Raw genomic sequence first — 23,726 nt, forward strand, 5'->3', positions numbered from 1 at the left:
AAACAGATGAAACCCAATTTCCTGCTCGTGGGTGCGCTCGCTATGGCGACCGCCCTGCCCGCCCTCGCAGCCGAAGGTGACCCGGTCTACAATTACACGCTGATCGAAGCCGATATTGCCGAGATTGATGATGAAACCGTCGGCGCCTTTGATGCCCAAGGCTGGGTTGGCGGCGATTATAATCGCTTCTGGTGGAAGGCCGAAGGTGAATTTGCCGATGGCGACTTCGAGGACGCCGAGGTCCAGGCGCTGTATTCACGATACATTTCAAAATTCTGGGATGCCCAGATTGGTGTGCGCTACGACCTTGAGCCTAAAGGCGAGACCTATGGCGTTATAGGGCTGCAAGGACTTGCGCCCTATTTCTTCGAAGTTGATGCAGCCGCCTTTGTTTCTTCGAGCGGCGATGTCAGCGCCCGCTTTGAAGCGACTGGGGAACTTTTGTTCACGCAACGCCTGATCCTCGAACCCGGTATCGCGCTCGATTTCTATGCCGAAGACGATCTGTCCCGGCAGATTGGTTCGGGATTAGCGACGGCGGAATACAGCGCTCAATTGCGCTATGAATTCACCCGTGAATTCGCACCTTATGTCGAGCTTGCCTATGAAGAAGCCTATGGCGACACCGCTGACTTTCAACGATTGGAAACCGGCAGCGCGGATGACACCGTTTTTAAAGTCGGCTTGCGAACCATGTTCTAGCGATTCTTAGGAGGCAGCGTTTCTATTGGCGACTCCGGACCGGCAATCAATCAGCAGACGGAAGCTAAGGCCCGCATCGAAGGATGCGGGCCTTGACCTGAGCCCTTCGGCTCCCTCGTTTATTTCGAGAGTCTGACCCTTTCATAGTCCAAGGTTTGATGTCTGGCGAGCGCGCCGGGAGTGGAGCCCCCGACAAGCTCGAGCGACCGGCGCGCTGCGGGCGTCAGCCCGCCCAGCGATGAGTGAGGCCGGTGATGATTGTAATCGTGCCGCCAGCGCCCCAGTACCTTTCTGGCGTGGGAGAGACTGTCGAAGACTTCCTCGTTGAGGCATTCGTCACGGAGCTTGCCATTGAAGCTCTCGACGAAGCCGTTCTGCTGCGGCTTGCCCGGCGCGATGTAGTGCCAGGCGATGCCGGTCTCGTTCTGCCATTCCAGGATGGCGCGCGAGGTCAGCTCGGTCCCATAGCACATTGGGAACCGGCGTTTCGGAGGTCGTGACCGCCTGCTTGGCTTCGTCCATGCAGGCAGGCGGTCACGACCGGGCCTTCAGGTCTCTTACAGTGGTTTTGCCGACCACGACTGAAGAGAGGAGCCCAGCCATGACCAAGTCTGATACTACGCCAGTTCATCCCATTCTCGTAGCCATCGATATCGCCAAGCATCGCAACGAGGTGCTGATCGCCGAGCCGGGGCGCAAGCGCCGGCGGCGGATCACCGTTCGCAACATCAAGGAAGATCACGAGCGCCTCGTAGAGACGCTCACTGCTTACAATGCGCCCGTGGTCGTCGGCTTTGAGCCGACCGGCGACTATCACCGCCCGATCGCTTGGCGACTTCAGGAAGCGGGCTTTTCACTCAAGCTGATCTCGTCCTTGTCACTCGCCCGAACACGCGAAGCGATGCACAACTCCTGGGACAAGAACGATCCGAAGGACGCTCAGGTCATGCTGCATATGATGCAGACCGGACTGACCCAGACCTGGCACGATCCTTTGGTCCACGGCCTCAACGACCTGCAGGAGCTGTCGAAGACGCACGCCGTCATCTCACAGACCAAAACCGAGTTCTGGCATCGCCTCCGAACGCATTACCTGCCGCTCTATTTTCCGGAGGCTGAACGGTTCGCAGGCAACTCCCGCAGCGACTGGTTCCTCGCTTTCCTCGAGCAGTTTCCAACACCGGGATCGATCACCTGCATGCCTGAAGACACCTTTGCCGAAGCGGCCTGGGATGTGGTGGGCAGGAAGGTCTCGAAGCGTCGCTTGATCTCTGACATCTACGCGACAGCTGCAGATTCCATTGGGCTTCCGGTATCTATCGACTCACCTGCGATCGCCATGTTTCGGCTGGTCCTCGCTGAAGGGCGCAGTCTCGTGGCGCAACGCGACCAAATCGAACAACAAGCTGAAGACCTTCTCGGCGAGCATGAGGACTTCATCCGTTTAAAGACGATCCCTGGCGTTGGCCCGATCAACGCGTTGACCATTCTGGCCGAAGCGGGCGATCTGCGCCGGTTTCGGCACCACCGCCAGTTCCTGAAGTTCTGCGGGTTCAACCTGTCGACCCAGCAGTCGGGCGTCTTCCGCGGCCAGACGAAATTGTCGAAGTATGGCAACGCCAGGCTCAGGCGCACATTCTGGATGGCTGGCCAGGTCGCCATCCGGCAGCGCGAGAATGGCTTCCGCGACAAGTACGAACGCTACATCGCTCGCGATCACGCCGATCCCCATCTCAAGCGCAAGGCGTTCACCGCGATCGCCGCCAAGATGGCGCGCACCGCCCATGCCGTGATCAAGACCGAGACAGACTACCGCCCCTTCTTCGAAGGACGCGGTCCCAGGCGGAAGGACCCCGCTCTGCAAGTGCCGTTGAGGCGCGCCCACAGCGCGACCTCGTAGATAATGTTCGGGTCTTCTGCCTGGGAAATCGGATCTCGTCTTAAGGACGGTGAGGGCCACAATCCCATGGACCCTGTGTTTGCTATGGAAGAACTGACTTCTTGACCGCAGAAGACGCCTGGGAGATTTTAATCGCAGCGCGAGGCCAAAATCGGCCCCGCGGACAACTGACCTGTTGGCCCATTCCCGCTGAGCTTCCTTTCATAGGACGTTGTCCGAGACGATGGTCTCCGGCCGGCCATAGAGGCGGATGCAGCGATCAAGCTCCCGCGCCACACGCGCGCCTGACAGGGAGGTGTCGGCCACCAGTGCCAGGCATTGCCGGGTATAGTCGTCGATCACGTTCAGCATCCGGAACCGCCGCGCCGGACCGAAGACATCAGACACAAAGTCAAGGCTCCAGCGTTTCGATGGACCGTCCGGGACAGGCATCGGCTCGCGCGTCCCGGTGGCGCGCTTGCGTCCCCGTCGTCGCTTCACCGCCAGGCCTTCCTCCCTGTAGAGGCGCCTCAGCTTCTTGTGGTTCATAACGATGCCTTCGCGTTCGAGCATCAAGCCGATGCGGCGATAGCCGAACCGGCGGCGCGTTGCCGCGATCTCGCGCATACATTTGCGGATCTCCGGATTATCCGGCTCCGCTTCTCGCCTGACAGTCTTCGGATCGACGCTGACCAGTCGGCAGGCGCGACGCTGGGAGATGTCATGATCCGACATCGCTCCGAGCGCCGCCACCCGCTTCAACTGGGGCGTCGTCAGTACTTTCCCAGCAGATCCTTCAGAACGACATTATCAAGCATCGCATCCGCCAGAAGGCGCTTCAATTTCGCGTTCTCACCCTCCAGCGTCTTCAGCCGGCGGGCATCGGACACGTCCATCCCGCCGAACTTTGCCTTCCATTTGTAGAAGGTGGCCGAGCTGACGCCATGACGCCGGCAGACATCCGCCGTCGACATGCCGCGCTCCTGTTCCGCCAGGATCGCGATGATCTGTTCTTCCGTGAATTTGCTCTTGCGCATTGTCTGTCTCCATAACGACAGACTCTCAATTCAAATGCGGGACCAATCGGGGCTCAGGTCAATACCCGCGTTGAAGCAACGCCTTAGCGACACGCTTTTCAGGCGCGGCCAATGAGCCTTGTTTTGATCGCTTAGCCATTTCAAAAAACTAGCACAGATCTCTTAAGAGTTGATTTTTTGATTTTCTTCAACTCGTCCGAGTTGCGGACGATTTGGCTAATTGAACTCAGATTGGCGTTAAATCGAGAGGCAGCGATGAGCGCCCTAGTTAGAGCGTTTGGTGTGACTTCGCACCATTATCCGAAAACGAAGCATGCCAGATCATCAGAACTGATACACCGGCGCAAACCCGCCGCCGCTGGTGCGGAAGTTGGTCGTCTGTCCCTGATAAACGCGGGCAGCCAACAGCAGTGTTTTCCCGGCATAAGTGTAAAGCCGAACGTCATACTTCAGTGTTACCGGCTCTTGGTCGACAGTTACAGCGCGCACCGTCGGCGGGACCAGGGCTTGAGCAATATAATCCCCTTCCAGGATTGCCGACCAGACGCGTTTCGTCAGCTTGTCACCACGATAAGCAGCACGGCTGCCAAAACCCGCGGCGGGTTTAAAGAAGTATCCTCGCCGCGTCGCCCAAAGCTCATCAGCGACGTCTTCGGTAACGCGCCGCGTATCGGGGATCGCCGCAAGCACCTGTCGGTCTGCGTCATCCGCGCCAAACGATTTAAGCGAATCTGGATCGCTAAGCCAAATCAGGTTTCGTTTGTTGGCATAGAGCGCGTGGTGGCGCGGCGCCGGACTGATAACCACCGCCTCGTCGAGGAGCGCGGCGCGCAGATGTGCATGACCTGGCTCGGACAGATCAAAATCCGTTAGCCGATTATAGACCATGTCGATAGCTCTTCCACCGTGCGCAAGATCGCCGTTCTCATAGGTGAGCGCCTCGGGGTCAAGGATGAGGGTTTCGATGCCGTTGCGGGCCAACAAGTCTCTCGCGAGCACCATGTCCGGATAGAGATACTGCCCAGATGCGTCCTGATCGAGAATAGCCAACCTGCCCGGACGGCCCTCCCGTCCCGTCGCCTGCCACTCAGAGATGAAGCTTTCAACAAGGACTGCATCGATTGCGTCCGAATCCGCGAGACGCGCATCTCCGCAAGCCTCAGCATGTTTCGCCGCAGCGCGCTGGAGCTCGCTGACCAGGAAGGCTCCGCCGGCATTTGTATTTATCTCAATGAGTTTGGGTCCGTCTTCAGAGATGTGAAAATCGTATCCCATGAACAGACCGCGTGCGCCGGTCTGAGCGCTGAAAATATTATCATTTGAGCGTGCCAGGGCGACCTCTTGATAAGACGTCAGGGATGCCACCGCTTCAATTGCAGACACTTGCGCCTGCATCGCCCGCAGGTCCGATGGTGAGACAAAAACGGCCGTGGCCGCAAATAGATTGGGCCGCGCCGCCAGAAGCGCCGAGAGCTCATCATTGCCGGCATGATCCAAAATGGCTTCATCAAGATCGGCCCTGCCGAGCGTCATGCAAAAGCAGGACTTGTTGAGGGAAATCAAATCACTTGCGCCAGGCAGTTCGCAGGTTTTATCGCACCGCATCAAAACCCCTTTCTGGGCGAGACTGAACCATCACACTCATCGCCTTTCTCCTGCTTATAGGCTGCGTTTCTGGACCGCGAAAGCCGGCCTGAATCCACGCAAATCTGATCGTGAGGGTTTGCCCGCCACGCGCCGTATCAAGACTGCTCACCTGATTTTTGATGCGCGAACTGGCAGGGGGATATCGACGATCATGACAGAACAATGGACCAGCGGATATGGTGTGATCGTCCATAATACCGAGACGAAGCAGCGACTTCAGAGTATCTTGCAGAACGCCGACCGCGGGCTTTTGGCGCTCACACAAACCGAGGCTGCAGACGTGTTCTCGGCGACGGACAGACTGGCGAATGCGGCAATGTGGCTCATCGCGCACATGTCATATGCACGCCGCGTCGACCTGTCTGGCGCACCCCTGAAGGCGGAGGATTTCAAACCCTCGCCAGAAGGCCATATGGGCGGGTCGCTCAACATGGCGATCGCATTTGCAGGCTATCTCGCCGCCAATGCGTTGAGCGGCCATACCCGTGCCTGGACCCTTGGGCAGGGTCATTGCGTCGCTGCAATTGAAGCCATCAACGCGCTCACAGGCGATGTCTCAGCCGCGCAGCAAGGACGCTATGATCGCAGTGAAGTAGGCCTTTCCCGGCTCGTCAACGACTTTTACGGCTATGCGATCACCCCCGATGGCCGCCCCGGCGTGCCGCTCGGTAGCCACGTCAATCCGAATACAGCTGGCGGGTTGTCGGAAGGCGGGTATCTTGGATTCACCAGCCTTCAATATATCCACATGCCATTGCCGGGCGAGCGCCTTGTCGCCTTTCTGAGCGACGGCGCATTCGAAGAGCAGCGCGGATCCGATTGGGCGCCGCGCTGGTGGCGCGCCAGCGATAGTGGTTTCGCCGTGCCTGTGATGGTGCTGAATGGCCGGCGGATCGAACAGCGTACCGAAATCAGTCAGGAAGGCGGACTTGATTGGTTGGTCAAGCATTTGACCTTAAGCGGGTTCGACCCGATCATTGTCGATGGCCATGATCCCCTCTCTTATGCATGGGGCATATTGGAGGCGGAAGCCCGGCTTTCAAAACTGAGCGATGCAGACGGCCCCTACCCCGCGCGGCTGCCTTATCTGATCGCGCCCTGCATCAAGGGTTTTGGGTTTCCAGGAGCTGGCGGAAATAGCGCCCACAATCTCCCACTAGACGGAAGTCCGCATACCAATAAGGGCGCACGCGCGCTCTTTAACGACGGCGTACAAGCGCTCCACACACCGCCTGACATGCTTGAGGATGCGGTCCGGACGCTAAGCGTCCATAAAATGCAAAACCGCGTGCTGGAAAGCCAGAACGCCCTCGCCGTTCGCAAGGTATCTGATCCCGTATTGCCTAGGTCGGACGCGCGTTCGCTCGGCACCCCCGGCCTAAATTGCGCAATGGACGCGATCGATCAGTGTTTCACCGAAATTGTGCGCGCAAATCCGCACTTGCGAGTCCGTGTTGCAAACCCTGACGAGCTTCGCAGCAACCACATGCCGCTGACACTCGAGATGCTCAAGCATCGGGTCAATGCGCCTGAGCCCGGCACGCCTGAATCCATAAATGGCCGCGTCATCACGGCGCTGAATGAAGAGGCTGTGATTGCAGCAGCCCTTGGCAATAAGGGCGGGCTGAATCTCGCAGTGAGCTACGAGGCCTTCGCCATGAAGATGCTCGGCGCGTTGCGCCAGGAGATTATCTTCGCACGTCGCCAGAAAGAACTCGGTCAGATTCCGGGCTGGATCAGTGTTCCGCTTATTGCAACATCGCATACTTGGGAAAATGCCAAGAATGAACAATCCCACCAGGACCCGACACTGCCCGAAGCGCTGCTCGGAGAAATGTCGGAGACCGCTCGGGTGATCTTCCCGGTGGACGCGGCCAGCGCTGCTGAAGCGCTGCGCAACATCTATCGTGGGCGCGGCGAAATCGCCTGCCTGGTGACACCGAAGCGAGATGTCCCAAACCTTCTATCCGAAGAGGAAGCCGAACACGCGCTGGAAAATGGAGCGCTTCATATCGCCGGTGATATCATGACAGCCGACATTCAATTGGTCGCGATCGGCGCTTATCAGGCGCACGAAGCCCTCGCCGCATTCCAGCGTCTCACTGAACGCGGCGTGCCATGCTGTGTCACCTTGATCCTTGAACCGGGCAGGTTCCGCATGGGACGCGACGCAATGGAGCAGGCTTTCACAGCGAGCGAAGACAGGCTTGAAGCCCTTTTCCCGCGCGGGCTGGCAAGAGTACTACTAACGCATACGCGGCCCGAACCGATGACGGGTGTGCTGAGACGCCTGGATGGCGGGCCGGAACAATTGCGCGCGCTCGGCTACATTTCTCGCGGCGGAACATTTGATGTCGCAGGCATGCTGTTCGCCAATCGCTGCACCTGGGCTCATACTGTCGATGCCGCCATGGCGCTGCTTCCGAATAAACCTCTCGATCTTCTATCGGAGGAGGAACGGTGCGCCATTGACGGGCAAGGCGACCCATCCGCTCTCGAGCGCTCAAAACCTGTTCTGCGCCGGGAGCACGCATCATGACCCTCACCCTGACCAGTCTTGGCGGCGCTGGAACCGTAACCGGCTCACGCCATCTTCTTGAATATGAAGGTCAGCGTATACTGATCGATTGTGGTCTGTTCCAGGGATATAAGGCGTTGCGCCAGCGCAACTGGGCGCCCTTCCCGATTGATCCAAAATCCATCGATGCCATTGTCCTCACGCACGCCCACATTGATCATAGTGGTTATCTACCAAAACTGGTCAGAGAAGGTTATCGCGGTCCCGTTTATTGCTCGAGCGCGACCAAAGATCTTTGCGAAATCCTGCTGCGCGACAGCGCGTATATTTCAGAGCGAGACGCCGAGCGGGCCAACCGCCTTCGCTACACGCGCCACAAACCTGCTCAACCACTTTATACGATCGCCGATGCCGAAGCGGCGATTGAGCAGCTCACCCCAATCGACTTTCACCAGGACGTTCATCTCGCGATTGGGGCCGATATCTATTTACGCCGCGCTGGGCATATTCTTGGGGCATCGACCGTTGAAGTTCGTTGGGGCGGCAAAACCATTATCTTTTCTGGTGACCTTGGCCGCTATGACGACCCTTTCATGTTTGACCCTGAGCCGGTGCAAAATGCCGATTACGTCGTCATAGAGTCGACCTATGGAGATCGCACTCATCCGAAGCTCGATCCCATGGAACAGCTGGGTGACGTGATTGCACGCACCGCCAGACGCGGCGGGACAGTGGTCATTCCAGCCTTTGCGGTCGGGCGCGCTCAACTCATTCTCTACCATATCTGGATGCTCAAGAAAGCGGGCCGGCTCGAGAATGTCGCGATCTATCTCGACAGCCCAATGGCGATAAACGCAACTGAACTTCTCTGCGCACACCTCGATGATCACAGATTTGCGCGGCAGGTTTGTGAAGAGACTTGCGCGATTGCGACTTATGCGCGTGACGTCGACGCTTCAAAAGCCATTACCAATGATCTGATGCCAAAGGTTGTGATCGCAGCGAGCGGTATGATCACAGGCGGCCGCGTTTTGCACCATATTCAGGCATTTGGTGGAGACCGGAAAAACACGATCCTGTTTGCTGGATATCAGGCCGGTGGCACGCGCGGAGACAAGATTCTCAAGGGCGCAAGCAAGGTCAAAATGTTCGGCCACGACGTTCATATCGGCGCCGAGATCGCCAGCCTGCCAGCTTTGTCAGCCCATGCGGATGCCGACGAGCTGATCTCCTGGCTTGGCGGCTTTGAAAAGCGTCCGGCAAAAGCATTTATTGTTCACGGCGAACCCGATGCATCAGAGGCGCTAAGCACGCGAATGCAGGATGAGCTCGGCTGGCGCACTGATGTTGTTGCCATCGAGAAGGCCTATGAGCTTGGAGGCGGCGACGAATGACGCATGATAATCAACCCCACGCCGCCACGACCCTGTCCGCGCGACGCCTGAAATGGCATGCTCAGGACGAAGCGATCGTTCTAATGCGGACCGACTGCCCGGTCTGCCGTTCAGAGGGACTGACGTCGCGCGCGCGTGTGCTGATCAGTTGCGACGGGCGGGACGTGGTCGCGACCCTGCACCAGATCGACGATGACTGGCTGGCCCTTAGCGAGGCTGGTCTTTCTGAAGCGGCTTGGAGCCGGCTTGGCGCCGAGCCCGGCGCAGATCTTAAAGTCAGCCATGCTCCGACACTTCCATCTCTCTCTGATGTGCGTCAACGGATGACCGGCAAACGGCTGGCAAGCGATGGATTTGACCGGATCGTGACTGATATCGCCGCCGGACTGTATTCTGATATTCATCTGGCCGCCTTTATCTCAGCCTGTTCCACGCTGAGCCTCGACATAGACGAAATCACCTCGCTGACCGGCGCCATGGTGAACGTTGGAGAGCAACTCGACTGGAATACCGACATGGTCATCGACAAACACTGCGTGGGCGGCCTACCCGGAAATCGCACGACGCCGATTGTTGTTGCGATCTTGGCCAGCCTGGGTTTGACGATCCCAAAGACCTCCTCGCGCGCCATCACATCGCCCGCTGGAACCGCAGATACGATGGAGACGCTCACTCAGGTCGATCTGTCACTGCCAGACATCAGGCGGGTTGTTGAAACGGAAGGTGGATGCCTTGCCTGGGGCGGCGCGGTCCAGCTCAGCCCGGCCGATGATATTCTCATCCGCATTGAACGGGCCCTCGACATCGACGCCGAAGGTCAGCTGATCGCGTCAGTCTTGTCAAAGAAGATCGCCGCCGGCGCGAGCCATGTGGTGCTCGACTTGCCCGTCGGACCAACCGCTAAACTGCGTAGTGTTGCCGGTGCCCGCGCCCTTGCCCAGCACATGACGATCGTTGCACGTGGGTTTGGCCTCAAGACCCATTGCGTGTTCAGCGACGGGCTTCAACCCGTCGGGCGCGGCATCGGACCGGCGCTCGAAGCCTGGGACGTGCTCAGGGTCTTGCAAAGAAGCAAAAGCGCGCCGCCAGATCTTCGCGAACGGGTGCTGACGCTGGCTGGCGCCGCCCTTGAACTTGCGGGCCGTGCCAAACCGGATACCGGAGTGGCCATGGCTCAGGACGCGCTCGACAATGGATCTGCCTGGTCGAAGTTTCAGGCCATATGCGCCGCTCAAGGCGGTTTGCGCGAACCACCGCGCGCAGCGCAAACTGCGCCCGTCGCGGCAATTCGGTCAGGGGTCTTGAAAGCAATCGATAATCGAAAGCTCTCCAGGCTCGCAAAACTTGCTGGTGCTCCCGAACGCCCGGCCGCTGGTCTGACCGTTCACAAGCGCCTGGGCGAACAAATCACGATCGGGGAGCCGCTTCTCACCATCCACGCAGAGGCGTCTGGCGAGATCGACTACGCCATGAGCTACGCTCACGCCAATGCCGGCCTCTTCACCATTGAGGGTTGACCCATGACGATTTACATTCCGCTTCCCGGTAATGAAGCTATGGCTTTCGAGCTTGCCAAAATCACAAGTTCTGAACTTGGCACCCTTGAACACCGCAGATTCCCGGACGAAGAGACCTATGTGCGCCTCACCTCAGATGTCTCTGGAAAAGCAGTCGAACTGGTTTGCACGCTCGCCCGGCCTGACCCGCAATTGCCAGGACTTCTTTTTGCCGCTTATACAGCGCGTGAGCTTGGTGCCACGTCGGTTGGGCTGATTGCGCCCTACCTTGCCTATATGCGTCAGGATAAGAGATTTTCAGACGGCGAGTCTGTGTCATCAGGACACTTTGCCAGATTGCTCTCAGGTGCGTTTGACAGGGTTGTCACTGTCGATCCGCATTTGCACCGGATCCACGATCTCAATGACGTTTTTTCAATCAATACAAAGGTTGTGCACGCCGCCCCGGCACTGTCCGATTGGATCAAGGCCCATGTCGACAAGCCGCTCATCATTGGCCCGGACGCGGAGAGCGAGCAATGGGTGTCCGACGTGGCCGACCGGGCGAGCGCCCCGCATCTTGTGCTCTCCAAAGTCCGCCATGGCGACCGCAATGTAGAAGTGACAGCGCCTGGCCTTAAAAACTGGACCGGCCATCAACCCGTTCTTGTCGACGACATTGCCTCTTCCGGGCGAACCATGATGGAAGCGGCCCGCCACTTTGAGACCGCTGGTTTTGCAAAACCGGTCTGCGTGATCGTCCATCCGCTCTTTGCCGGCAATGCCTATGAGGACCTTAAGTCTGTCTCGACACGTGTCGTATCGACCAATGCGGTCCAACATGCCTCAAATGAGATTTCGATCACGCCCTTACTGGTCGGCTAGGCGCTGCAATGAGGGCGCGCAGTTTGACCGGTCCCAACGGTCTTTTTGATAGAAATCAAACCGGCAGGGTCGCCATGCTTTATCAAACAAACCGGCTTTGGAACAAAACGCCTGACCGTGTCACGGTCAGGCCTTCATGGAGTGTGTCATGAAACACAAAGCTACACGTCTTATCTCAACCTTGCTCACCACCTCGTTACTCCTGACGAGCATGGCCGCAGCTGAAACCCCAAACCCTCAGCAGGAAAAAGAACCAGCGGCACACATGACAGAGCGCGACGGCGTTCGACTACACCTTGGCCTACGCAGCAGGATGCAAGAACACGATCTTGACGGTAACAGTTTACTCAGCCGCGCAGAGTTTGATGCCTGGCACAGCGCGAATTTCGCGCTGATGGATGCCGATGGCGACGGTCTGACGCTTGAGGATTTTCAAGGCACGCAGCTCGGACCAGGCCCCTATGGCGCCGGCCATCATGCGCGCCGGGCGAAAATGCGTGAGCAGGCCGACCTGCGCAAGAAAGCACGTTTCCAACTCATGGACAGCGACGGCGACGGTGTTGTGACCCTCAGCGAGCATGACGCATTCACCGAGCACGTGTTTCTGGAAGCAGACGCCGATGATGATGGGTATCTCACTTTTCAGGAACTGCAGCAGCACAATCGCGGCATGTAAGGCATGCCAATCGGTTAAGTCCTACTGACCTCGGCGACAGTATTGCCGAGGTCAGCAAAGCGTTTTCAGAGCAACGCTGCTATTGAGCCCGTTTTAACTACTCGCCTTAACACCGAATGAAACAAGCTCAACATCGCACTAAAATCCGCAATACGCATTGCAGGCATCAGATCTCAAAGAACCCCTTGATACGTTCAGAATTGGTATCCCAGGCCATTGCCGGCCCTCCGCCGAGAAAAGCGCGTGAAAGAATATTGTTGCCGGCGACACAGCTCACCTCAGGTATCATGATGCAAGCCGGGCATGCGCCCCCGCGATGGTCGCATAGAGACCCTGATCCGCAGCGCAACGCGCGCGGATGATCAAGCGCGCTGAGCACTTCTAATCCATAGTTGCGCCACATCGCAGCGATATTACCCAAATCGGGCGTCATGCCTTTCCGGTAGATGACAAATGCGAGATCCGCCGGGAAAATGCGTTCTCCGAACGAGCCCAAATCAAGCCCGCTATACTTTGAGCAGGCATGAATAAGTTGATGCGAGAGCGTATGAAGGACACCGAACACAAATACGGGCACATCCCGTTCCCGCCGTCCCGTTGTCTCAGAATAGGTTTCAGCAAACCGGCCAAAATCATTGTAGAGTTCAATGAGGCGCCCTCCGAGCTTTTGCCCGTCTTCCATTTGGAGGTCATCGCCAAGACCATTGTCGATCAGCCAGGTCCGCACGCGCGCTTCATCAAGTTTGATGTAAAGGGCTTCATTGCTTTGGCGAAGCACATAGATGGGACGCTTGCCTCCATCGATCTTCGGAAAACCGCAGAGGCGCACTGGCATTTGCATATGTTTCTGCATTGTCGTCGGCGTGGCTGACACACGGCTATATCCGAACGAATATTGAAGCATGTTCAAATTCCGCAGAAGCTTAAGCTCGGTAAATCCAAGTTCTGTCTTCCTGAGGATCACCTTTTTGAGTTCGGCGAGGCGCGCGGCGCTGTCGCCGCTTGGCTGAAGATCTTCATCTGGACTGGTTAAGTCCACGACTGGACTAATGGCATCTTTGGAGACGGGCACATCAAGCTGCTCTGAGCGCAAGGTCTCATGCTCAACCCCGAGCCGTATTGGGTCGAACTTTCGGGCATATTGTGACCGATGTCGAATTTGGCGTGAGAGCGCGGCAGGCGGTTGCGGTCCACCTTTTATCCAGCCTTGATCGAAAGCAGTCTGCCGATAACCCGCAAGGGACGTTTTTAGTGCCTCGATCGCCGCTTGGATACCGCTCGCTTCAACGGTCGCCAAGGCTTTTCCGGCTTCTTCGATCTTCGCGGCGAGATCGAGTGCGGCAGGCTGGTTCACGCCCTGCAACGCCTCGATAATTGCCCCATCATCGGCAATCTGCGCGGGATAATCGTAGAGTTTTAGAAGCCTGGTCGTAAGCTCCTCAATTTTGTCATCTGCCATTAAATCGATGTGCTCGGTCGACTCGTAGGAGATCATTTGTTCCGATTGCACATAGTACAGACTGTTGGCCCGGTATGAGACCGGCAGCATATTGATTTCTTTGAGCGTTGAGCGATCCTGCACATAGCGATCATGCAGCCACTTTAGCGAGTATTCGTCCTTCTGGATCAATCCGCGTTGTTCGCCGCAATGACAATGGAAATACCAATCCCGGAACTTTCCGGACCGGCCTTTGTGAAGCTTGAACGCGCATTTCAGGCCAGCAGCGCAACGGCCGGGAAATTGCTGATTGATGCCTCCATTCGCATCGGAGTCTTTTCGAAATGGCGAGAGAGGATCAACCCGCCCCGACCAATGCGCAAATACGACATCAAGTTGTCTCCACTCATGGACACCGTCGCTGGCGTCTTCGCACGGCGCCACATTCCTAAATTTTCCGTCGGCGTGCGCGAGTTCTTTGAGCTTTACTTCGTGCACAAGTGAGCAGTTTGCGCACACCAAGAGGAGTGGATCGGGCCGATAGGCCAGCCTGTCCGGTTTGCAATATTCGAACCTCGCGCCATCGAAGCCAGGTTTGCCGTCATGATCGAGAAAAACCTGATCATCAAGCGCTTGCCGGTTCTGAACAGGCGGATCCAGGCGGACAGTTGCTCGGCGGAGCCAGTTTTGAATAAATTCTAAAACGCCTTCGTGAATCTGATTTTTTTCAGCGCGTGTTATGCTTGTATCCGGGCGTGCAATCGGCACAGAGCGGCATGCGCCGACGCCCCCCTCAAAGGTGAAGTGCTTGTCGGGGGCATAGGTCGTCGCGATCTGATTTTGCGATCGCTGCATCGTGAGTTTCACCATTTATCTAGCCTCCAAACTCGTCGTCTAATTCTGATCCGTCACCGCGTTGCCGACGCAGAAACTTCATCGCCTCTTCGATGTCTTGCTGATAATCGGGGTCGTTGCGCATCGCTGGACGAGACGCTGCAGGCGTGATGAGCCCAGCATCTTCCACATCACGCAGGGACATCATTGGGCGACGTACTTCTGTCGTACTGTTCCAGAATTCATGGAGCTTTCCGCCGAGTTCGGCTGCATCACCTGTAAACATATCGTACATGGCGTGCGCCTCCCTTGTGACCAGCGTTCGGTAGTAAGCCGTATTGGCTGGTAGTCCGATATGAGCCGGCCCCCGCCCTTCCACGCCAATAGCGCCAAGTACGAAGTCGACGAAATTCGGAAGCAGTTTCTTGCGACGTTCTACAGGATCCAAATAGGCGTGAATGTGATCCAGGCGCCAGAATTGCGGTGCCTTTGTCTTGTCCGGCGCGTTCGCAAAAAGCCGCGGCTCAATAACGCCCATGAGCCAAGCCTGGAACAGGCTTGGCATAACGCGTTTGACGGCATGCGCTGCCCACCGATCTATCGCAGGCGGCGAAATCATCCGCTCCAGGAAACGATGAAAGGCTGTATGGGTTTCGACCACATATCGGTCGCGGCGTGATTGTGGGGTCGGCACAAGAAGGCTGAATCCAACATGGGTACGCCCGACCCGAGAGGATGCCTGAATGTATTCTGCGATATTGCTTGGAATGCCGGCAAAAATCATCGCATTGAACCGGTCAACATCGACGCCGTGAGAAATTGCAGACGTCGCAACAATGTTTCGCAGGCTCTCTCCCAGCGGAACAAAGTCTCCACTCGCGGTGCGGCTGCGCTCGGCCGCGCGCATGACGCGCTCTATCCCTTCCATATCGACACCGCCAGAGATCAAGTCGAGCTTCAGCTCATCGGCTGGCAAAGCATCATACTGATGGGTCTCGCGTGAGACGGCCTGGAGCGCGTCAAGGACGACATCTCCGCCCTTTTTATTGGTGACATAAGTCAGTGCGACCCGATGCAGATCAACAAGGCTCGCGATTAGATCAAATCGCGCCTGGTTTCGCTGTTCCGTTAAAAGCTGGCGCCGCTGCGACGAAACCGGGTCGGCCTGCGTCAGCCCCCTAATCAAGAGGTCGACAGCGGCAACCTGTGTGCTCGTATCACCTTCGTTCCAAAGGTCTGTGAGCAGCCCGGTGAGCGTCGCGTGCAATGCTGCGAGGATATTCACACTGGTAATCGTGTGGGTCCCGCCATTGGTCATGAATGAGACGTATACCCGCGACCAGGGCGCAAACGTCTCAATATCTTTCGTCGTCTCCAGCTGCGCACGGCGATCTGTCGCTTTTGGCGCTTTGGGCTGTGAATAGAAGGACGCATAAAGATCAGGTCCTGGATACGGAAACTGGCGGCACGCGCGTTGATAGAGCATCTTGGTTTGCCGGGCCGGGTCCGACACTGTCGCGGTTGCGGCAATCACTTTGGGCATCCGAGGCAGGCCGCGCGCTCCATCTGCGCTGGATCGCCGTACCACCATATTCCCGAGCAGATCGCTATTGTGTTTGAAGACTTGTTCCAATGTGGTTTCGAACAGCCCCGCAAAAGCTCCGAGACTTTCTTCGAGAAGATGCGCCTCGTCCTGAATAATCAGCGCAGGCAAAGGGTCGAAGAAGAGTTGGTCGCCATCCTCATACAATGGCTGAAGGCTGCGGCGGCCTGTTGGAGGATTGTGGCTCTTGATGTCTCGCGGCGCTGATATCCTGTCCTGTCCGTTTATCGCCCATCGCCCGAGGCCAAACATTCCGAACACGCTCGAAATTGTGCTGTGATATTGTCCAATCAAAGCGAGCTTATCGATCGTCCCAAGGACAACAGCCGGCGCACGGGCATAGATGTCCTCATCCACGAGAAGAAAGGGCAGCGGTTCAAAGCCCTGGTCGGCGGTTTGAGTATTCCACTGACAGGTTTTGTTCAAACACAAGAGCGCAAGTCGATAGCGCTGATCTCCGCCCTCCGAGCGAACTCGGCGCAGCTCCGTCGGTTCGCTGCAGAACGGGCAAGTGGGCACCTTATTCAGCGCTCGGCGAACAGATTTATAGTCAGCCTCTTCAGCGCTTCCGGCAATTAGCGGCGACGCATTATCAAAGGGAACAGCCGTCAATCTCTCATCCATCAACCCATTCGGCGTATTACTTTTTCCAACCCAAAAACCCAATTGAAAAGGCGCACCTGGCACATTGTGAGATCGCCTCACCAATTCTGCATGAACAAGCAGTCTGAAGAGACGCCGGGCTTGTTGTACCGTGAGCAGACGAAGCGGATAACGCACCAGAGCGCTCACGCCGAACGTCTTTCCGCGCAACCTGTCCATGAACAAGAGGAAGGTTAGAGCCCCAAAGAATGCCTCTGATTTGCCGCCACCCGTCGCGAAATAAAGCAATGATGCGGTATCCTCGTCACGATCAGGGTCAAACCAGTCAGCATATGAATTTAGTCTTGAGGCAAAAGCAGGTAGCTGGGTCAGGATGAAGGCCATTTGGAAGAGCCGCCAGCTCTCAAATTTGACGTTGCCCTCTTCATCCTTGCCGGCCTCACGAAAACTCTCATTCGTCATCAACCAGGCCTTGTAAGGCACAGCCTTCTCGCATTCGCGATCATCCAAAAACGCTTGCCGAGCCTCAACCAGGATATCAATTCCTCGCTGGATATCTTTTTGCTCGGAGCGATAGGCCTCTATGTCGCGTTCAAAATTGCGCAACTCGTTTGCTTGATCGCTTGCCGATGTCACGCCTTCGGTCGGATCGGTATTTGCCGAAACATATTCAATCCAAGTGCCATATTCCTCAGTCAAGCCGGCGAGTTGCGCAGGATCGAAACCAGGGTCTGAAAGTGTGGCATAGTCGCGTGGAATGGCAGAATTTGAGCGCGGAACTTGCCGAGGCAGCACATAGCGCGGCGCCCAGCTTGTGCGCAAAAATAATTTATCACCCTGGCTCGCAGCAGAGACGCCGCAATTCACACCGATCGCTGGCTGGCTCATATATCGCTGATAGCGGTAACTCGGCTTCACCCGGTCAAGCGGCATCATGATCAAGGCCTGCGACGCCAAAGCGACTTTTAACTCAATTTGGAAACAGGCGGGTTCGATCAGCGCCTGCTGACTGCCAGCCGCGCGTTTGCCGCAATGCTCCAAAGAAACTCGAACGAGGCTTTGATTATCGTGCCGACGGTCAAAACTGGCGCTGACCAGGAGGCGCAAGTCAAACGGATCCGGCAAGAGCTGACGCGCATCCACGCTTTGGTGTCTCGCAGTTTCGAGGAACGCTTCCCAGCTTTCACGATCGACGCAATTTGAAGGTGCGATCCGCACATCACGATAAGCGCGCTTTCGTCCTTCGTCTGTGTCCAGCCACGCCTGAACGCTTGTCTTTATTCGCTGTTCAATCTCATTGGAGATAACATCACTTTGCAATGAGAGATCGTCTGACAAATTGATGGCCCAGGGCCCGAGTGAAACAGGCACGCGTATCCAGACTTCCGGCGGGCGTTGGCGCTCGGCGAGCGCGTCGGACAAGTTTGGCACAGCGCGCGCATAAATGCGGTCGGACTGATCGCTGCTGCTGTTGCTGTCCTCCTCATCCTCAGGGTCTGCGTTGATATCGTCTTGTTCAACATCTTCTGTGGCCCGTTCAGGCGCAAGTTCCTCGAGATTTGCGCTCGGTGCCGGAAGGCCAAGCCGAGAACAAGCAGCAGCATATGCGGCCTGTTTGTCCGCGAGGTAGTCTTCGTAGGATCCGCGGCTGCGCCCATTGCTGTCACGTTTTGCCATGTGTTCACGCACGGCGGCCCGCAGCTCACGTTGAATTTCAGGTGTGGGCTGAAAAACAGGCACCAGACCATAGCCTGGAGTCTGGATCTCATCCCACTCAGGTAGCGCCCGCACATAAACCGCAATCGAGGCGGACACTTCAATCTCGTCTGCCTCTGAGCGCGATACCGTAAAGTCGAGTCCATGCGTGTTGATCCGGATATCACTGGTCTCATCATCCTGACCGGTCGGGTCGAAACCTGGCGCCAAAAAGCCAGACACAAAATGTCGACTTGGTTTGCGGCCAAAAACCATGGCACCGGTCGGTCCAAAACCACTGACCCGTTCAAAAGTCAGATTGATCAAACTATCGCATACAGCTTCTTTCAGCGTTTCGAGATCCCCATGGGCGGCATCATTCAAGACAACCGGCTTCATTGTACATCCTCCTGGGCCAACGCGACCTCGGCGATTTCTGTAAAATATTCAGACGACAGATCATGTATGAACTCGATCAGCTCGCCAGCTGCTGGATTGTCCCGGCGCAATGCATCTGGATCGACAAGTGCAGCAGTATAGAGCCGCCGCATCTGGAACCCTGAGCGGATGCGCGTGCTTCGGGTCGCTAGAATGCCGTAATGCCAATAAACATCCCCAAGCGCTTTATCGACCTTGAGCACGTTCATAAGGGCCGCAAAATGGGTGTATGTTCGCGGCGCTTGCGGGATCCGTAGCTCAACAGGGATATCACCCTGCCGGTCAATATCGATCCACCGCTCGACGCTGGAGACGGTCGGTTGATCGCTGGCCGTTTGCCCAAATTCGGGGTGTAGGCGCTCTGCCTTTTGCCGCAAGCTTGCGCCGGGTAGCTGCGCGGCGCGCTGGCGCACAAGTTCATGATAGTCAGACAAAAGCGGTACAGCAGCGGCCCGAAACGATTTAGCTGACGCAATCGCATCGATAAAAGCTGGGCGCGGGACCAGGACTTCCCGGCCAGCCGTAACAGATTTTCCAAGCAGAAACTCGAACGTATCGAGCGACGCTCTTTTGCGCGCAACAAGCTGAGTTTCTGGTGTCACCCGAATGTCTTCGCCCTCGACGCTCATCAGTCGCAGAACCTCTGAACCACCAGAATAAGAGCGTCCGGTGAGGTCGGTTACGACACCTGCCGCACGAACGGAGTCGCCAAGATCAAATTGCGGAAGTGACGCGACATTCCGGTCAAGCGCGGAACGAACCCGCGTGATCATATGGGATATGCGAGCATGAGGCGGCGCGGTCTTTGGCGCAAGCTTGAGAACCGCAGCGCCATAGTCGGCCAGAAACTTCCCGCTGGATGCATCACAGAGAAGTTCCACTTTTTTCGGGCACTGGTCGCCGGCAAATACAGCAAGGCAAACCTGCGGGGGCGGCGAGAGAAGGAGGAGATGCCCAAATGGCCGCGTCGAGGCCGCCGCGACAGCTATTTCCGCGGCAGCTCTTTGCGGTGCGCTAATGTCGAACTTCTGACCCAACTTCTCCAGAACGGGTTCCAGCGAAGGGTCGTTTTCGATCCAGGTCTCCAATGCGCGGGCCGCAGCTCTGCTTTGGGCAATCACCAAGGTCCGTGTCGCGCGTTTGGGAAGCGCACGGAGCCGGTTCATTAAGTCTTTGCCGATGGTTTCGCGCGCGCTTCGAGACAAGCCACGAGCAAGTTCACCAGCCCGCTCCGCAAGCGCTTCAACCGCCGCTTCGTATCGATCCGCCTGCGGCGCAGCCGATCTTAGATCAGCCAAAGCGCCAGTGATATTGTATGCTTCAAGAATTCGGCGCTCAGCGCCTGTGTCCCCGGTCGCGGTGAATAATGCGCCAAGTTCGGACTGTGAATACGGCGCGTTCGCCATCGCGCGCAGTTTAGACAAACAAACGCTGATCGCTCGTGCGACCTTCCCATCTGCGATCTTAATTGTGTCGGTTCTCAGTTTGAGCGCGTCAGCGGCAAATTTCGCCAGATCACTCGCGAACACGTCGACAACCAGCTCAGGTGCCTCAACTGTCGCGAGTGCATCATTATTGACCGGCCCATCCTCGATTAGTCCCAAGGCGGTCTGGTGATTGAACCGAACGGGTAAAGGTTTTGTACGACGACCCTTTTTGGCTTGGGGCGAAAGCTCGTAGCGCGCAAACTGCGCGACGAATGGATCATCGGTGACGGCAATCACGGGCAGATCTGTGTCGCCATGGCGCAATCTAGCAACTGCATTGACCACATTTGCTCGCCAGGTTTCTCCGAGTCTCGCTCGGGCTGGATACTGTAAATCAATCAAAAGAACGTCCGGCTTGCGCTTGGATGGCGCGCTATAAGCGATCCAACTCCCCGGGGCGCTCGCGCCGTGCAAAGTCGAGATCAGCCATGGTGTCAAAGCTTGATCAACGGCCTCAATCCGTTGCCAGTCTTCCGCTCCTCCTTTGCCCATCAGGAGGCGCGACAGCCTGCGGCATCTGTCAAGAAATGTCTGCTCCGGCCCGACCAGCTGACCATTGGGCTTGATTGAGCGTCTTGCAATGATTTCGTGGAGTGTTGGATGGCCGCGGTCGCGTGTGCGTTCAACAACCGCCTGACCTCGCTTGAACTGCTCTAAAGCATTCGGCCGTAATTCACTCATCAATGAGAGAATGGCGTGGTAGCGCGCCCTTATATAGTCGTCATCTTTTTCGGTCTGCCGGAGCGATTTAAAGGTTGCATCCAGCCAAGGCCGATTGGTTTCAAGCAGCCATTCCCGATCAACAAGCAGACTCTTTTGATTACCGCCTGTCCGTGCACTGGCGGGATAGAACAAGGTTGTCAGACCTGCAAACCTGTCTGGACCCTCAGCCAATTCGCACAATACCGACAGCCCATGAAGGGCTGCCACACCTGGCAACCGGTTCGGCCAATTGAATATGACAGTCGACTGGCGATCTCGAACCGCACTGCGAAACTGCTCCACCGCTTCTGAGATATCAGGTTCAAGCGTTGCAGACTGCAAACTCGCCGGGCGGACAAATCTCAATCCGTCAGCCCGAAAGAAGGCTTGGGGCGGACGATCTTCAACCGGATCTTTGGACACCCGGCGAGCATTGGCATTAAGCCGCTTTTGCAGGGCTTCGAGCTGAGCCTTTTTCCGATCGGCGTCAGAATGGTCACCGGGGGCTGGCTTTGAATGCCTTCTTCGCCGTGCCATTACTTATACGCCTTCTCGAGGGCGGCCTCAAACCTTGCAAGGTCGGGCGTCTTAAAGATGGTCGTTGAAAGGCGAGCCAGATCGGGCAGCGCCAACGTGCGCAACGCCGTCACGTTGACGCTGTTAGACGATAGCAGAGACCGCAACCTCTTGTCCACAGCACCTGACGAAAGCACTCTCAAAAGCGATTGCAAATCGACAGCTTGATCTTGCCCCTCAAGGGGGGAAACGACAACAACGTGGTTCTCACCATAAAAACCGCCATAGGTATCGATCCATGACCGATCGACGATTCCAGCGCGGATACGCCGAGCCTGATCTCCGCTCGTTGTTCTTTGGAGCACGATTGAGGGTTTGACGATTGGCGGGGTTGCGCGTTTCGTGGAAACGAATGTGATTTTTCCTTCTCCGGGCGGCGAACGGCGCGAAGCTGGCGCAACTGTAGCACCGGGTTTGATAACGTGTCCCCATACGAGCGGAACGGCATGTTTTCGTTTGCGTCGGATCCCCTCGCTCAATCCAGTATCTCGATTGTGCACGATAGAACCGCATGTCACGGCATAGCCATACGATTCCAGTGTGACGTGTCGCGCAATACCGGCTACGGTCGGACGCGGCAGCCAGGGGTCGGGCGCGCCAGGCGAAATTTCATAGTCCTCAGAAGCAACCCAGTTGAGATCGCGCCCAACCGCTCGCGCGGACGCGCAATGGCTTTGAGGCGCGCTGGTCTTGCGGCAAACAAGCAAACAAACATCTTGAGAAACGTCGCGAAAAAATTCTTTGCGTTGCGCGATCGTATCAATTGCAAGAACTTCGGCATGTGAAGAAATGTGCGCCCGAAGAGACGAGAAATACATGCCCGTGATAAAGCTCGTCGGGATCAATAAGGCCATTGTTCCGCCGTCCCGGAGCAATTGCAAACTCCGCAAAATGAACAAGGCATAGAGATTTGCGTAGTTCGCGAGCGTCGACTTTGCCCAGGCGGGCATCCGTCGTCTTTGGTGTGGTGACAAGACGCGGTAAGGTGGATTGCCGATAACACAGTCAAAGCTTGCTTCTGCGCCAAGCTTCAAGCCGTCTCCAGTTTCAACCATCGGTGTGGCATCAATGCCGACAACACTGCGCGCCGCCGCACGGGCGAAGTCCGCCAATCCAGGATCGATCTCAACACCAAAAACAGTATCAAGAATGCTGTCCGGGGCGGCGCCCTTAGTCAGCTTACGGTGTGCGATCGGCCCAATAAAAGATGCTCCGCCTGCCGCTGGATCAATAAACCGGTCACTTTGGAAATCGACACCAAACTTTTCAACGCGGTCTAAAACATACTCGCTAAGCCGCGGCGGCGTGAAAAACATTGCGAGCCGTTTCCGGCGCGCGGGTGGCTGAGCCAATGCGTAAACAAGCGAAGCAGAATAAATCCGCTCCAGAGTGCTCAATGGCTCGCAATAGCGCCGTATCGTGTCATTTTTCGCCTGTTCTGATGCCAGCAGCTGTTCGCAATATGTCGCCCATGCCAGATTTCTATCGGTCAGATTGAGGCGTCCCGGCTTGTCCGACCGGATCGTCTCAGCGCCAGACGTCAGGGACTCGGCGAGAAACAGTGCTTCAGTCAGTTTCAATGATGCCCTCCCTTGTGTCTTCGTGAAGACCCGGCCCGTCTCTATTACGCCGCCGCCGGTTCGTCCCCCTACTGCATGATCAACGCCCCGATGTTTCTTTGCATGAGTCGCATCCATTTTGCATAAAGCCTGACAAGCCAACGCACAATCTAAGCGCGAACTTATTTGCGGTTAGACTGAAAAATTATCTTCGCGCTGCCGTTCAAAACCCGACAGTATTATCGGTTTACTTGCCGCGTGTATTTCTGAGCTTAAAGACGAGCGCCGATGAAAGCGCTGGCCGGGCGCTCAGTTCGGCTCGAGGAAGATAAACGGCGCTGGCTCTTTCAGCGCCCAAGGATCTTCGTCATGACCGGCGATATCGTCCCAGTTTAATTCGCCGGTTTCGCAGCCTTGATGAACTGGGAAATCGAGACGCTCGCCTGGTGTGTCGGGCAGCATCATTCGGATCTCAAACTGTTCATACGCATAATCTGGGAATGTTCCGCCCGACCAGGTCACGGAACCAACGACGTCTGTCACTTCAAACCCATGTA

At 56.7% G+C, this 23,726-nt stretch carries 12 protein-coding genes and 3 pseudogenes; 7 read left to right on the forward strand and 8 right to left on the reverse strand.

Features of this window, described 5'->3' with window-relative positions; translation table 11 throughout:
- The first annotated feature begins 6 nt into the window (after positions 1–6).
- Positions 7–702: a copper resistance protein B gene (locus AAC029_RS15020; protein WP_290482969.1), complete on the forward strand. Its 696-nt coding sequence runs from the start codon at positions 7–9 to the stop codon at positions 700–702.
- A gap of 119 nt (positions 703–821) precedes the next feature.
- Here AAC029_RS15020 and AAC029_RS15025 read toward each other — a convergent pair.
- Positions 822–1,166, reverse strand: a pseudogene (locus tag AAC029_RS15025) (integrase core domain-containing protein); the annotation flags it as partial.
- Positions 1,167–1,303: 137 nt separating this feature from the next.
- On the opposite strand from AAC029_RS15025, the pseudogene AAC029_RS15030 reads away from it, so the two are divergent.
- A pseudogene (locus tag AAC029_RS15030) lies at positions 1,304–2,576 on the forward strand (IS110 family transposase).
- Between the two features lie 236 nt (positions 2,577–2,812).
- On the opposite strand, the pseudogene AAC029_RS15035 reads toward AAC029_RS15030, so the two are convergent.
- Both AAC029_RS15035 and AAC029_RS15040 read right to left on the reverse strand, forming a co-directional pair.
- A pseudogene (locus AAC029_RS15035) lies at positions 2,813–3,618 on the reverse strand (IS3 family transposase); the annotation flags it as partial.
- Positions 3,619–3,942: 324 nt separating this feature from the next.
- Positions 3,943–5,181 (reverse strand): hypothetical protein, encoded by a 1,239-nt coding sequence (locus AAC029_RS15040; RefSeq protein ID WP_233349717.1) that lies wholly within the window; start codon positions 5,179–5,181, stop codon positions 3,943–3,945.
- Here AAC029_RS15040 and AAC029_RS15045 point away from each other — a divergent pair.
- From AAC029_RS15045 to AAC029_RS15065, 5 genes are all read left to right on the forward strand, one after another.
- The gene (locus AAC029_RS15045; protein ID WP_339749404.1) at positions 5,150–7,804 is read left to right on the forward strand and encodes a xylulose 5-phosphate 3-epimerase; all 2,655 of its coding nucleotides are present in this window, start codon (positions 5,150–5,152) and stop codon (positions 7,802–7,804) included. The two genes, AAC029_RS15040 and AAC029_RS15045, sit on opposite strands and share 32 nt — an antisense overlap.
- A complete protein-coding gene (locus AAC029_RS15050; RefSeq protein ID WP_339749406.1) occupies positions 7,801–9,177 on the forward strand; it encodes an MBL fold metallo-hydrolase in 1,377 nt (458 codons plus the stop codon). Before AAC029_RS15045 ends, AAC029_RS15050 begins: the two co-directional genes overlap by 4 nt.
- Positions 9,174–10,694 carry a thymidine phosphorylase family protein gene (locus AAC029_RS15055; protein ID WP_339749408.1) on the forward strand — a complete coding sequence of 507 codons (1,521 nt, stop codon included), beginning with the start codon at positions 9,174–9,176 and terminating at the stop codon, positions 10,692–10,694. The genes AAC029_RS15050 and AAC029_RS15055 overlap by 4 nt, the downstream gene beginning before the upstream one ends.
- Before the next feature lie 3 nt (positions 10,695–10,697).
- On the forward strand, positions 10,698–11,558 hold the full coding sequence (locus tag AAC029_RS15060) for a ribose-phosphate pyrophosphokinase (RefSeq protein WP_112062117.1): 861 nt from the start codon (positions 10,698–10,700) through the stop codon (positions 11,556–11,558).
- 148 nt (positions 11,559–11,706) lie between these two features.
- Positions 11,707–12,234 (forward strand): hypothetical protein, encoded by a 528-nt coding sequence (locus AAC029_RS15065; RefSeq protein ID WP_158535349.1) that lies wholly within the window; start codon positions 11,707–11,709, stop codon positions 12,232–12,234.
- Positions 12,235–12,400: 166 nt separating this feature from the next.
- On the opposite strand, the gene AAC029_RS15070 is transcribed toward AAC029_RS15065, so the two are convergent.
- From AAC029_RS15070 to AAC029_RS15090, 5 genes are all read right to left on the reverse strand, one after another.
- Complete coding sequence (locus tag AAC029_RS15070; protein WP_339749412.1) at positions 12,401–14,542, reverse strand: hypothetical protein; 2,142 nt, start codon at positions 14,540–14,542, stop codon at positions 12,401–12,403.
- Between the two features lie 4 nt (positions 14,543–14,546).
- The gene (locus AAC029_RS15075) at positions 14,547–18,806 is read right to left on the reverse strand and encodes a helicase-related protein (protein ID WP_035551715.1); all 4,260 of its coding nucleotides are present in this window, start codon (positions 18,804–18,806) and stop codon (positions 14,547–14,549) included.
- Positions 18,803–21,571, reverse strand: a complete 2,769-nt coding sequence (locus AAC029_RS15080; protein WP_035551712.1) for a hypothetical protein — start codon at positions 21,569–21,571, stop codon at positions 18,803–18,805. The genes AAC029_RS15075 and AAC029_RS15080 overlap by 4 nt, the downstream gene beginning before the upstream one ends.
- Positions 21,571–23,190 (reverse strand): N-6 DNA methylase, encoded by a 1,620-nt coding sequence (locus AAC029_RS15085; RefSeq protein WP_158535350.1) that lies wholly within the window; start codon positions 23,188–23,190, stop codon positions 21,571–21,573. The genes AAC029_RS15080 and AAC029_RS15085 overlap by 1 nt, the downstream gene beginning before the upstream one ends.
- Before the next feature lie 288 nt (positions 23,191–23,478).
- A partial coding sequence (locus tag AAC029_RS15090; protein ID WP_339749417.1) for a DUF1775 domain-containing protein occupies positions 23,479–23,726 on the reverse strand: 248 nt, incomplete at its 5' end.

It is taken from the genome of uncultured Maricaulis sp., from assembly GCF_963975345.1.
Classification (GTDB): domain Bacteria; phylum Pseudomonadota; class Alphaproteobacteria; order Caulobacterales; family Maricaulaceae; genus Maricaulis.

Bases quoted from the DNA above. Each gene is read 5' to 3' on its own strand.
- AAC029_RS15020 (WP_290482969.1), top strand. From the start codon at position 7: ATGAAACCCAATTTCCTGCTCGTGGGTGCGCTCGCTATGGCGACCGCC.
- AAC029_RS15045 (WP_339749404.1), top strand. From the start codon at position 5,150: ATGCAAAAGCAGGACTTGTTGAGGGAAATCAAATCACTTGCGCCAGGC.
- AAC029_RS15050 (WP_339749406.1), top strand. From the start codon at position 7,801: ATGACCCTCACCCTGACCAGTCTTGGCGGCGCTGGAACCGTAACCGGC.
- AAC029_RS15055 (WP_339749408.1), top strand. From the start codon at position 9,174: ATGACGCATGATAATCAACCCCACGCCGCCACGACCCTGTCCGCGCGA.
- AAC029_RS15060 (WP_112062117.1), top strand. From the start codon at position 10,698: ATGACGATTTACATTCCGCTTCCCGGTAATGAAGCTATGGCTTTCGAG.
- AAC029_RS15065 (WP_158535349.1), top strand. From the start codon at position 11,707: ATGAAACACAAAGCTACACGTCTTATCTCAACCTTGCTCACCACCTCG.
- AAC029_RS15070 (WP_339749412.1), bottom strand. From the start codon at position 14,542: ATGGTGAAACTCACGATGCAGCGATCGCAAAATCAGATCGCGACGACC.
- AAC029_RS15075 (WP_035551715.1), bottom strand. From the start codon at position 18,806: ATGAAGCCGGTTGTCTTGAATGATGCCGCCCATGGGGATCTCGAAACG.
- AAC029_RS15080 (WP_035551712.1), bottom strand. From the start codon at position 21,571: ATGGCACGGCGAAGAAGGCATTCAAAGCCAGCCCCCGGTGACCATTCT.